The organism is Rhizobium anhuiense bv. trifolii, assembly GCF_024346605.1.
GTDB lineage: Bacteria > Pseudomonadota > Alphaproteobacteria > Rhizobiales > Rhizobiaceae > Rhizobium > Rhizobium anhuiense.
Genome location: NZ_CP098803.1, coordinates 410,013 through 421,931 on the forward strand (window position 1 = coordinate 410,013; position 11,919 = coordinate 421,931).

Below are 11,919 nucleotides of genomic sequence, written 5' to 3' on the forward strand. Positions count from 1 at the left end.
CGGTGTCGTCAGCCCTGCTTTGCCCGCAGCCGGATCACCACGTCGACATGAGCGATCTCCATGCCCTCTGGCGGTTCCGGCAGATTGCCGATCGTCAGGTTGCTGACGGGAATGTCGAGCACCTCGTTCTCGCCTTCGATGAAGAAATGGTGATGGTCGGACACATTGGTGTCGAAATAGGTCTTGGCGCTTTCGACGGCGAGGACGCGGATCAGACCGGCTTCCGTGAACTGGTGCAGCGTGTTGTAGACGGTTGCCAGCGAAACCGGCACACCGGCGGCAACCGCCTCCTCATGCAGTTCCTCGACGGTCAAATGCCGGTCGCCCTTGGCAAACAGGAGGTCGCCGAGCGCCACACGCTGGCGGGTAGGGCGCAGTCCTGCACCGCGCAGCCTTACCTCTATTGCGATCGGGAGCGTACCCGTCATCAAGACCAACTCCGGTTATTCTGGCATAAAGCAATCATGTTTCTTCAAGCGGTATAACTTTTGCACCGGAGCGTTTCAATAGTTCAATGAGGGCAAGAGCCTGATAAACGCGGCAAAAACCGGCTTTTGACGCAAATAGGTCTGGTCGCGGCCCTGGCCTTCCTGTATGCGACCACCAAATAATGGCGCAAGCCTGGTCCGGGGCGATGAATGAAGCTGCCTTGCTCGTGCTTCATTTTCTGAAGAACTTGGACTACACGTTCACATCCATCGGCTTCACGCGGGGGGAAAAAGAAACTTTATGACGACCAGACAGTCCAGCTTCTCGTACGACGAACTCATCGCTTGCGCACATGGCGAGCTGTTCGGCCCCGGCAATGCGCAGCTGCCCCTGCCGCCCATGCTGATGGTTCATCGTATCACCGACATTTCCGAAACCGGCGGAGCCTTCGACAAGGGCTACCTCAGGGCCGAATATGACGTGCGCCCCGACGACTGGTATTTTCCCTGCCATTTCGAAGGCAATCCGATCATGCCGGGCTGCCTTGGTCTCGACGGCATGTGGCAGCTGACCGGTTTCTTCCTGGGCTGGCTCGGCGAGGAAGGCCGCGGCATGGCGCTTTCGACAGGTGAAGTGAAATTCAAGGGCATGGTCCGGCCGCATACGAAGCTGATCGAATATGGCATCGACTTCAAGCGCGTCATGCGCGGCCGTCTGGTCCTCGGCACGGCCGACGGCTGGCTGAAGGCGGACGGCGAAACCATTTATCAGGCGGCCGACCTTCGCGTCGGTCTATCGAAAGACAAGACGGCCTGAAACCGCATTTCGAGCGACGGACGAAAACAACAAAGGTTTGATCAGATGAGACGGGTAGTTGTCACGGGTCTGGGTGTCGTGTCCTCGATCGGAAACGACGCGGCCGAAGTCACCGAATCCTTGCGGCAGGCAAAGTCGGGTATCTCCTTTTCGAGCGATTTCGCCGAACATGGGTTCAAATGCCAGGTATGGGGCAGTCCAAAGCTCGGTTCGGCGGAACTTGCCGAACTGGTCGACCGCCGCGCCATGCGTTTCCTGTCGCAGGGCGGCGCCTGGAACCATGTCGCCATGAAGCAGGCGATCGCCGATTCCGGTCTCGAGGACAAGGATATCGGCAACAACGAGCGCACCGGCATCATCATGGGTTCCGGCGGTCCGTCTACCCGCACCCTGATTGAGGCTGCCGAGATCACCGTGAAGAACAACAGCCCGAAGCGCATCGGCCCCTTCGCCGTGCCGAAGGCGATGTCCTCGACCGCATCGGCGACGCTTGCCACCTGGTTCAAGATCCACGGCGTCAATTATTCGATCTCGTCGGCCTGCTCGACCTCGGCGCATTGTATCGGCAATGCCGCCGAAATGATCCAGTGGGGCAAGCAGGACGTGATGTTCGCCGGCGGCCACGAAGATCTCGACTGGACGATGTCCAACCTCTTCGACGCCATGGGCGCCATGTCCTCCAAATATAACGACACGCCGGACAGCGCCTCGCGCGCCTATGACGTCAACCGCGACGGTTTCGTCATCGCTGGCGGCGCCGGTGTGCTGGTGCTCGAGGAACTGGAGCGCGCCAAGGCCCGCGGTGCAAAGATCTATGCCGAAATCGTCGGCTACGGAGCAACTTCGGACGGCTACGACATGGTTGCCCCCTCGGGCGAGGGGGCTATCCGCTGCATGCGCCAGGCGCTCGCCACCGTCAAAGGCGACGTCGACTACATCAATACCCACGGCACCTCGACGCCGGTCGGCGACAGCAAGGAAATCGGCGCCATCCGCGAGGTATTCGGCTCCAGGATTCCGCATATCCAGTCGACCAAGTCATTGACCGGCCATTCGCTGGGTGCTGCCGGCGTGCAGGAATCGATCTATTCCCTGTTGATGATGCAGCAAGGCTTCATCGGCGAAAGCGCCCATATCGCCGAGCTCGATCCGGAATTCGAAGGCGTGCCGATCGTGCGCAAACGGATCGACGACGCGAAGATCGACATTGCCCTCTCCAACTCCTTCGGCTTCGGCGGCACCAACGCCACGCTGGTCTTCCAGCGTTATAACGGATAACAACATGTCGGGAATCATGCAGGGTAAGCGCGGGCTCATCATGGGCGTCGCAAACAACCACTCGATCGCCTGGGGGATTTCAAAAGCTCTCGCCGCACAGGGTGCGGAACTCGCCTTCACCTATCAGGGCGATGCGCTCGGCAAGCGCGTCAAGCCGCTGGCTGCCGAGGTCAATTCGGATTTCGTGCTGCCCTGCGACGTCGAGGACATCGCCTCGGTCGATGCCGTGGTCGACACGCTCGGTGAGCGCTGGGGCAAGCTCGATTTCATCGTCCACGCCATCGGTTTCTCCGACAAGAACGAGCTGAAGGGTCTCTACGCCGATACGACGCGGGAGAATTTCAGCCGCACCATGGTCATTTCCTGTTTCTCGTTCACCGAGATCGCCAAGCGCTGCGCTCCGTTGATGGAAGATGGCGGTGCGATGCTGACGCTGACCTATAATGGTTCGACGCGCGTCATCCCGAACTACAACGTCATGGGTGTTGCCAAGGCCGCGCTCGAGGCCTCGGTGCGCTATCTCGCCGCCGATTACGGTCCGCGCGGCATCCGCGTCAACGCCATTTCCGCCGGCCCGATCCGCACGCTTGCCGGCGCCGGCATCTCTGATGCGCGCGCGATCCTCTCCTGGAACCAGCGCAATGCGCCGCTGCGCAAGACCGTGACCATCGATCAGGTCGGTAATTCGGCGCTCTACCTGCTCTCCGACCTGTCCGCCGGCGTCACCGGCGAGATCCACTTTGTCGACGCAGGGTTTAACGTCACCTCCATGCCGACGCTGGAAACGCTGCGCAAGGCGGACGTCGAATAAACAACGACCCGATTGAAACTCAAAGGCCGTGCGCAGATGATGCGCACGGCCTTTTTGTTGTATCGGTTGGGATGATCGGTATCGAAGCCGCTTGAGCCCTATTTCTTCGCCCACAGCACCTTGAAGCGGGCGTTGCGGCAGGTTTCACCGCTTTCCCTGAAATTCGCTGCCAGAACCGGCTCGTAAGGCAGGCCGCGATTGGCGACGAGCATCAGGCGGCCGCCGCCGCGCAGGGCGGATGCGGCGGTCTTGATCATGGCCTGGCCGAGCGAAGGTTCGGCGGCGTGACCTTCGTGGAAGGGCGGGTTCATGATGACGAGATCGTATTTGTCCTTGACCGGTTCGCCCGCCAGATCGTGCCAGAAGAAGCGCGCAGGCGCGTTCGGGCAGTTCTCCGCCAGATTGTCCCTGGCCGCCTCCAGAGCCGCGTGATCGGCCTCGTAGAGGTCGAGGCGGGTCAGTCCACGCGATCTCCGCGCCAGTTCCACGGAGAGATAGCCCCATCCGGCGCCGAAATCCGCAACGTCGCCGGTGAAATCCTCAGGCAGGCGCGAAGCGAGCAGTTCCGATCCGGCATCGATCCGGTCATGCGAGAACATGCCGGCGGTCGCATGGAAACGGCCGTCGACGCGCACCGGCGCCTTTGCCAGCTTCGAGATGATCTCGCCGGCATCGGCAGGGCGGCCGAACCAGAAGGCGACACCGTGATATTTCGGCATATGGTCGACGGCGAGATTGAAACCTTCCAACCGCTTGCGCAGCGGCTGGATGCCGTCTTCCTTCGCACCGGCGACGACGATCAGGGCGCCGACCCGTGTGCGCGCGATCGCCGCGGCGAGGTTGGCTTCGTTCTCGCCCTTGTGCTTCGTGCAGAGCACCAGAGCCGCATCGTAGTCGTCGCCGTCGATCTCCGGCTTCGCTTCGATCCGCTGCGCCAGCAGCTGCCGATAGAGCGGCCGGAAGCCCTGGACGGCGCTGAGCGAGGCGGCAAAGCCGTCCGGCAGCGCAAAGCCTGCCTCGGCGCCGAGGAAGAGCACGCGCTCGCCCTCGCCGGGCGCCTCGACAGTGCCGCTGGCAAAGGGATGGAACAGGGTCTTCAGCGTCTCGCGGCTCATGGATCTCGTCTCGACTTCGGATACAAAAAGGGCGCGGAAGATTCCCGCGCCCGGAATCAAATCTGGGAGATGCGGCTTATTCGGCCGCTTCTTCCTTCTTCTTGTCGTTCGCAATTTCCTGGCCGGTGGCCTGGTCGACGACCTTCATCGACAGGCGAACCTTGCCGCGTTCGTCGAAACCGAGCAGCTTGACCCAGACCTTATCGCCTTCCTTGACAACGTCCTGCGTCTTGGCGACGCGTTCGGAAGCAAGCTGCGAGATGTGGACGAGGCCGTCACGGGCGCCGAAGAAGTTGACGAAGGCGCCGAAGTCGGCGGTCTTGACAACAGTGCCTTCGTAGATCTGGCCGATCTCAGGTTCGGCAACGATCGAGTGGATCCACTTGCGGGCCGCTTCGATTTCCTTGCCGGAGGAGGAGGCGATCTTGACGGTGCCGTCGTCCTCGATGTTGATCTTCGCACCGGTCTTTTCGACGATTTCGCGAATGACCTTGCCGCCGGAGCCGATGACTTCACGGATCTTGTCGACCGGGATGTTCATGACTTCGATGCGCGGAGCGAATTCGCCGAGCTGGCCGCGGCTTTCGGTGATGGCCTTGGCCATTTCGCCGAGAATGTGGGCGCGACCGCCCTGGGCCTGGCCGAGGGCAACCTTCATGATCTCTTCGGTGATGCCGGCGATCTTGATGTCCATCTGCAGCGAGGTGATGCCGTCGGCGGTACCGGCGACCTTGAAGTCCATGTCGCCGAGGTGGTCTTCGTCACCGAGAATGTCGGAGAGAACCGCGAAGCGATCGCCTTCCAGGATCAGACCCATGGCGATACCGGCAACCGGCTTGGCCAGCGGAACGCCTGCGTCCATCAGAGCCAGCGAGGTGCCGCAGACGGTCGCCATCGAGGACGAGCCATTCGACTCGGTGATCTCGGAGACGACGCGCAGCGTGTAGGGGAACTGCTCAGCCGTCGGCAGCATCGGACGGATCGCGCGCCATGCGAGCTTGCCGTGGCCGATTTCGCGGCGACCCGGGGAGCCCATGCGACCGGTCTCGCCAACAGAGTAGGGAGGGAAGTTGTAATGGAGCAGGAAGCGCTCCTTGTACATGCCCGTCAGGCTGTCGACATACTGCTCGTCTTCGCCGGTGCCGAGGGTGGCAACCACGATCGCCTGCGTTTCACCACGGGTAAACAGCGCCGAACCATGCGTACGCGGCAGAAGGCCGACTTCCGAAACGATCGGACGGACGGTTTCGAGGTCGCGGCCGTCGATGCGGCTCTTGGTGTCGAGGATGTTCCAGCGGACGATTTTCGCCTGCAGATGCTTGAAGATCGCGCCGACTTCCTCGGCCGTGTACCTGGCTTCGCCTTCCTCGGGGAGGAAGTGTGCCTTCACCTTCGCCTTGACGGCATCGACGGCGGCGTAGCGGTCGGCCTTCTGGGTGATCTTGTAGGCTTCGCGAAGTTCACCTTCGGCAAGGCCGAGCATTTCGGTTTCGAGAGCGGAGTAATCTTCCGGCTGGAAGTCGCGCGGCTCCTTGGCGGCAACTTCGGCGAGCTTGATGATCGCGTCGAGAACCGGCTGGAAGCCCCTGTGGCCGAACATGACGGCACCGAGCATGACGTCTTCGTTGAGTTCCTTGGCTTCGGATTCCACCATCAGCACGGCGTCATAGGTGCCGGCGACGACGAGATCGAGGCTCGATTCGTCCATCTCGTCGAGATGCGGGTTGAGAACGTATTCGCCGTTGATGTAGCCGACGCGTGCACCACCGACCGGGCCCATGAAGGGAACGCCGGACAGCGTCAGCGCGGCCGAAGTGGCGACCATCGACAGGATGTCCGGATTGTTTTCAAGGTCGTGCTGGATGACGGTGACGACGACCTGCGTGTCGTTCTTGTAGCCTTCCGGGAAGAGCGGGCGGATCGGGCGGTCGATCAGGCGGGAAACGAGGGTCTCGTTCTCGCTCGGACGGCCTTCGCGCTTGAAATAGCCGCCGGGGATCTTGCCGGCTGCATAGGTCTTTTCCTGGTAGTTGACGGTGAGCGGAAAGAAGTCCTGGCCGGGCTTCGGCGCCTTGGCCGAGACGACGGTGGCAAGAACGACGGTTTCGCCGTAGGTGGCGAGAACCGCGCCGTCGGCCTGACGGGCAATCTTGCCGGTTTCAAGCTTCAGCGGGCGGCCGGCCCACTCGATTTCCACGGTGTGTGTATCAAACATGTCTTGTCCTTCAATGCGGGAGCACGCGCCATCGCCGATATCAAGGCGCAGCGCACAGTCGACCGCAATCAATGTGACGTATCACGGGCAAGACAACGGGAGGCTTTTCATTCCTCGGGTTCCCGGGAAATCCGAAGATTTCCAGCAACCCGAAGGTTCCCTGGGGAACCGGGCCAGCACTCACTGATGAGCCTTGGCCGAAAGCATCCGGCAATCCTGCCCCATGACAGGTCAACGGTTGGTTTGGCAGATCCGGCCCATCCGGGTCTGCCGGTCGTTCCACCGCTTAGATAGGGCGCGGCTGGAACATTTCATCGGGAGCCTTGTCCCGAAACAGATCCGGCGGACGCTCGGAAGCGCCCGCCGGACAATCTTAGCGGCGGATACCCAGGCTGGCGATCAGCTTGGAATAGCGGCCTTCATCCTTCTTCTTGAGATAATCAAGAAGCGAGCGGCGGCTCGAAACCATCGTCAACAGGCCACGGCGGGAATGGTTATCCTTCTTGTGGTCCTTGAAGTGTTCGGTCAGGTTGTTGATGCGTTCGGTCAGGATCGCGACCTGGACTTCCGGAGAACCGGTATCGCCTTCAACGGTCGCATATTCCTTGATCAGCGCAGCCTTGCGCTCAGCAGTGATCGACATCGGGTGATCCTTTCTAAGAGAGGAGATAAAGGTCGCCAAAAGCCGGGATGTCGTCCAGCTTTGGCCGCGAATGCAATCGGGCGTACCCGATGCTGGCGCTGCCTATAAACCATTCAGGCAGCAAAGGGAAGAGGCGTAAAACTGTGCCTCTCTAAAGCGCGTCGCGTCAATCCGGATTCATGCGACGCGCTTTAGGTCTTTGATTTATGCATGTCGTTATCCCCAAAACCGCTGCGCACTTTTGGGCGACATGCATTGGGATAGCCGATCAGCCGAAGACGCGCTTCGGGCGAAACTCGCCCTGGCCGATTTCGCCGATTGCGATCAGCTTGCCGCGGGCCGTCGCATAAGCTTCGCTTTCGGCAACCGGCGCATCGCGGCCACGCACCAGGATCGGGTTACCCATCTTCAGCCGGTGTGCCTGGTCGTCATTGATGACCAGATGGGGCAGGGACGAGAGCGCTTCGCAGGTGTCGATCAGCAGCGCGTCGAGGGCCGCAAGCCGCTCGTCCATATCCTCGATCGCCTCCAGTGCCACGAGATCGGCAAGCGGCACCATGGCCTCTTCCGCAAAGGGCGCGACGAAGGTGCGCCGCAGCCCCGACACATGGCCGAAGCAGCCGAGCTCTCGGCCGAAATCGCGCGCGAGCGCTCTGACATAGGTGCCCTTGCCGCATTCCACTTCGAAATGCGCGCGATCGGCATCCGGGCAGGCGAGCAACGTCAGCCGGAAGATATCGACCTCGCGCGACGGGATTTCGACGGCTTCGCCTTCGCGCGCCAGATCATAGGCGCGTTCGCCCGCTATCTTGATAGCGGAAAACTGCGGCGGCACCTGGTTGATGGTGCCGATATATCCAGGCAGGATATCGCGGATCTGCTGTTCGCTTGGGCGCTTGTCCGAGCTTTCGGTCACCTCGCCCTCGAGATCGTCCGTCGCGCGCTCTTCGCCCCAGCTCACCGTGAATTCGTAGATCTTGCGGCCGTCCATCACATAGGGAACGGTCTTCGTCGCATCGCCGAGCGCGATCGGCAGCATGCCGGAGGCGAGCGGATCGAGCGTTCCGGCATGGCCGGCCTTCTGTGCCTTGTAGAGCCACTTGATCTTGGAGACGGCTTCCGTCGAGCCGAAATCCACCGGCTTGTCGAGGATCAGCCAGCCGGAAATCGGCCGGCCCTTGGGTTTGCGTGGTTTGGACATGCGTCTCTTCTGTTTATTGTTCGTCATTATCGCCGTCGAGGTCGCGTTGGACCTCGGGCGAACGCAGCAGCTCGTCGATCTTCTTGTAATTGTCGAAGCTGGTATCGTCGCGGAAGCGCACCTCCGGCATGTATTTCATCTGCCGAAGCTGCGGCCCGAGCCGGCCGCGGATGAACTTCGCATGACGGTTCAACGCCTCGATGACCACGCTATGGTCGGAAACGCCGAGCGGCGTCACATAGGCGGTGGCGATCTTGAGATCCGGCGACATGCGCACTTCCGAGATCGAGATCACGGTCGCCTCGATGACGTCGTCGCGCACTTCGCCGCGTTGAAGCACCTGGGTGATAGCGGCGCGAACCTGTTCGCCAACGCGCAGCATGCGCTGCGAAGGCGCGGAGGAAGTTGGTCTGGTCATTGTTATCTCTATTTGCCGATGCGGCTGGGAATCGAACCCGTCAAAGGAGAGCGTCCATGACTCTTTTGTTCCAAAAGGTCAAGTCGGCAGATGCCCGAACGCCATCCGCCGGCTGGCGAATGGCGTTCGGGCTGATATATCGTGCGCAGCGGTTTAGAGCGTGCGCGTGATGTGTTCCACGCGGAAGCACTCGATGACGTCGCCGGCGCGCATGTCTTCGTAATTTTCGAAGGCCATGCCGCATTCCTGACCCATCGGCACTTCGGAGACTTCGTCCTTGAAGCGCTTGAGGGTCTTGAGCTTGCCTTCGTGAACGACGACGTCGTTGCGGATGAGGCGGACGCCCGCACCGCGTTCGACCTTGCCTTCGACGACACGGCAGCCTGCGACCTTGCCGACCTTGGTGATGTTGAACACCTCGAGGATCTCGGCGTTGCCGATGAAGGTTTCGCGGCGTTCCGGAGACAGCAGGCCCGACATCGCTGCCTTCACGTCATCCACGAGGTCGTAGATGATGTTGTAGTAGCGGATTTCGATGCCTTCGCGTTCGGCGAACTGGCGTGCCTGCGTATTTGCACGAACGTTGAAGCCGATGATGGCCGCGTTCGAGGCTTCGGCGAGCGAGATATCTGACTCGGTGATGCCGCCGGCGCCCGAATGGACGATGCGGGCGCGGACCTCGTCGGTGCCGAGCTTCTCCAGCGCGCCGGCAATCGCCTCGATCGAGCCCTGCACGTCACCCTTGATGACAAGCGGGAACTCCTTGATGCCGGCGCTCTGGCGCTGCATCATCATCTGTTCCAGCGAACCGCGCTGTCCCGACTGGCGGGCAGCCGCCTTGTCGCGGGCCAGACGCTGACGGTATTCCGAGATCTCGCGGGCGCGGCTTTCGCTTTCGACGACGGCGAACTTGTCGCCCGCCTGCGGCGTGCCGGACAGGCCGAGCACTTCGACCGGCATTGCCGGACCGGCTTCCTTCACATGGTCGCCCTTGTCGGTGACGAGCGCGCGCACGCGGCCCCAGACGTCGCCGGCGACGATGATCTGGCCGGGACGCAGCGTACCCTTCTGGACGAGCACGGTCGCGACCGCACCGCGGCCGCGGTCGAGCTGGGCTTCGATGACAGTGCCTTCCGCCGTCCGGTTCGGATTGGCCTTGAGGTCGAGAATTTCCGCCTGCAGCAGGATCGCCTCGAGCAGCTTGTCGAGGTTCTTGCCGGTCTTGGCCGAAACTTCGACGTCGAGCACTTCACCGCCCATGGATTCCACGAAGACTTCGTGCTGCAGCAGCTGGTTGCGGACCTTCTGCGGATCCGCTTCGTGCTTGTCGACCTTGTTGATCGCAACGATGATCGGAACACCGGCCGCCTTGGCGTGGTTGATCGATTCGATCGTCTGCGGCATTACGCTGTCGTCGGCTGCGACGACCAGGATCGCGATGTCGGTCGCCTGGGCGCCGCGGGCACGCATAGCCGTGAAGGCGGCGTGGCCGGGGGTGTCGATGAAGGTGATCTTCTGGCCGTTCTGCTCCACCTGATAGGCGCCGATATGCTGCGTGATGCCACCGGCTTCACCAGCAACCACGTTGGCATGGCGGATGGCGTCGAGCAGCGAGGTCTTGCCGTGGTCGACGTGACCCATGATGGTAACGACGGGTGGGCGCGAAACCAGTTCGCCATCTTCGTCGGACACGTTGAAGATGCCGAGTTCGACGTCGGATTCCGATACGCGCCTGACCGTATGGCCGAATTCGCCGGCGATGAGTTCGGCAAGATCGGCGTCGATGACGTCGCCCGGCTTCATCATCTGGCCTTCCTTCATCAGGTACTTGATGACGTCGACGGCGCGTTCGGACATGCGCTGCGACAGTTCCTGAATGGTGATGGTCTCAGGCAGAACGACTTCGCGGGAGATCTTCTCGCGGGTTTCCTGCATCTGGCTGCGGCGGAACTTCTCCTGCCGGCGGCGCATCGCCGAAAGCGAACGGCCACGAGCATTGTCGTCGCCATCTGCATCAGCGGTGGTGATCGTCAGCTTGCCGCGGCGGCGCTCTTCTTCCGTCTTCGGACGCGTCGTGACCGGCTTTGCCGGTTCCGGGCGAACGACACGGCCACGGGCCGGACCGCCGCGCGCAGCGCCGCGATCGTCATCCTCGGTGTCGTTGCGACGGCCACGGACACCGGCCGGTGCGGCGGCGCCCGGCGCCGGACGGGCGTCAGCGGGTGTTGCGGCATCGGGCCGGCGCGCAGCAGGCGCCGATGATGCCGGCCGCGGAGCGTTGGAGCGAGCTTCGGCCACAGCAGGAGCCGGTGCGGCCGCGGCGGCTGCCGGTTCGGCAGCAGCGGGCGCTTCTGCCTGTCGGACAGCTTCTTCGGCGGCCCTGCGGGCTGCTTCTTCCGCTTCGGCCGCCTTGCGGACAACCTCTTCGGCCGCACGGCGCTTTTCTTCCTCGGCGCGGCGAATGGCGTCCTGGGCGTCGCGCGCCTGGGATTCGGCCAATGCGCGGCGGCGGGCGTCCATCTCTTCCGGAGACAGATGGTTCAGCACCACCGGACGCGGACGATCGTTCGAGCGCGGCTGCTGATAGGGCTGCTGCGGACGCTGATTGGTCTGGCTGTTGTTGCCCTGCTGAACCCGCGGTGCCGGCGTCGGCTGCTGCGGGCGTGCCTGCACGGGTGCAGGCGCCGGTTCGGCTGCGCGGACGGGCGCGGGAGCGACAGGTGTGATCGGCTTTTCGTCTTCCGGGCGCATCGGGCGCCGCTTACGGGTCTCGACGACGACCGCTTTGGTGCGACCTCGACCCATATCCTGGCGAACGGTGCCCTGGCTCATCCCCGATGGTTTCAGGGTAAGCGTCTTTTTGCCCGTCACGCTGATTGTCTTGTCGTCGTTACTATCGGTCATTCGTTCCCGTTCCTTCGGACAGGGAGCGATGACTAGATCAGACCCTGTCGTTCAATACTGTCGATCAATGAGAATGGGACCGGCCGATG

The 11,919-nt window shown here is 62.2% G+C and carries 10 protein-coding genes; 3 read left to right on the forward strand and 7 right to left on the reverse strand.

The features are described 5' to 3' along the window. Positions 1-8: 8 nt before the first annotated feature. Complete coding sequence (gene irrA, locus NE851_RS10555; RefSeq protein WP_047617346.1) at positions 9-428, reverse strand: iron response transcriptional regulator IrrA; 420 nt, start codon at positions 426-428, stop codon at positions 9-11. Positions 429-729: 301 nt separating this feature from the next. Here irrA and fabA point away from each other — a divergent pair, with 301 nt between their 5' ends. The 3 genes from fabA to fabI are packed head-to-tail and all read left to right on the forward strand — an operon-like array spanning position 730 to position 3,334. After that, positions 730-1,245: a 3-hydroxyacyl-[acyl-carrier-protein] dehydratase FabA gene (gene fabA, locus NE851_RS10560; RefSeq protein ID WP_047617348.1), complete on the forward strand. Its 516-nt coding sequence runs from the start codon at positions 730-732 to the stop codon at positions 1,243-1,245. A gap of 45 nt (positions 1,246-1,290) precedes the next feature. Beyond that, on the forward strand, positions 1,291-2,523 hold the full coding sequence (gene fabB, locus NE851_RS10565) for a beta-ketoacyl-ACP synthase I (RefSeq protein ID WP_047617350.1): 1,233 nt from the start codon (positions 1,291-1,293) through the stop codon (positions 2,521-2,523). A 4-nt stretch (positions 2,524-2,527) separates the two neighbouring features. Then, a complete protein-coding gene (fabI, locus tag NE851_RS10570; protein WP_168333932.1) occupies positions 2,528-3,334 on the forward strand; it encodes an enoyl-ACP reductase FabI in 807 nt (268 codons plus the stop codon). 98 nt (positions 3,335-3,432) lie between these two features. Here fabI and NE851_RS10575 read toward each other — a convergent pair whose 3' ends face one another. From NE851_RS10575 to infB, 6 genes are all read right to left on the reverse strand, one after another. Further along, positions 3,433-4,449 carry a class I SAM-dependent methyltransferase gene (locus tag NE851_RS10575; protein WP_063473414.1) on the reverse strand — a complete coding sequence of 339 codons (1,017 nt, stop codon included), beginning with the start codon at positions 4,447-4,449 and terminating at the stop codon, positions 3,433-3,435. Between the two features lie 76 nt (positions 4,450-4,525). Beyond that, positions 4,526-6,664 (reverse strand): polyribonucleotide nucleotidyltransferase, encoded by a 2,139-nt coding sequence (gene pnp / locus NE851_RS10580; protein ID WP_127431376.1) that lies wholly within the window; start codon positions 6,662-6,664, stop codon positions 4,526-4,528. A 373-nt stretch (positions 6,665-7,037) separates the two neighbouring features. After that, the gene (gene rpsO / locus NE851_RS10585) at positions 7,038-7,307 is read right to left on the reverse strand and encodes a 30S ribosomal protein S15 (RefSeq protein ID WP_047617353.1); all 270 of its coding nucleotides are present in this window, start codon (positions 7,305-7,307) and stop codon (positions 7,038-7,040) included. A 268-nt stretch (positions 7,308-7,575) separates the two neighbouring features. Then, on the reverse strand, positions 7,576-8,508 hold the full coding sequence (gene truB / locus NE851_RS10590) for a tRNA pseudouridine(55) synthase TruB (protein WP_063473395.1): 933 nt from the start codon (positions 8,506-8,508) through the stop codon (positions 7,576-7,578). Between the two features lie 13 nt (positions 8,509-8,521). Then, complete coding sequence (rbfA, locus tag NE851_RS10595) at positions 8,522-8,926, reverse strand: 30S ribosome-binding factor RbfA (protein WP_047617355.1); 405 nt, start codon at positions 8,924-8,926, stop codon at positions 8,522-8,524. A gap of 153 nt (positions 8,927-9,079) precedes the next feature. Continuing rightward, the gene (infB, locus tag NE851_RS10600; RefSeq protein ID WP_097544483.1) at positions 9,080-11,830 is read right to left on the reverse strand and encodes a translation initiation factor IF-2; all 2,751 of its coding nucleotides are present in this window, start codon (positions 11,828-11,830) and stop codon (positions 9,080-9,082) included. Positions 11,831-11,919: the final 89 nt, after the last annotated feature.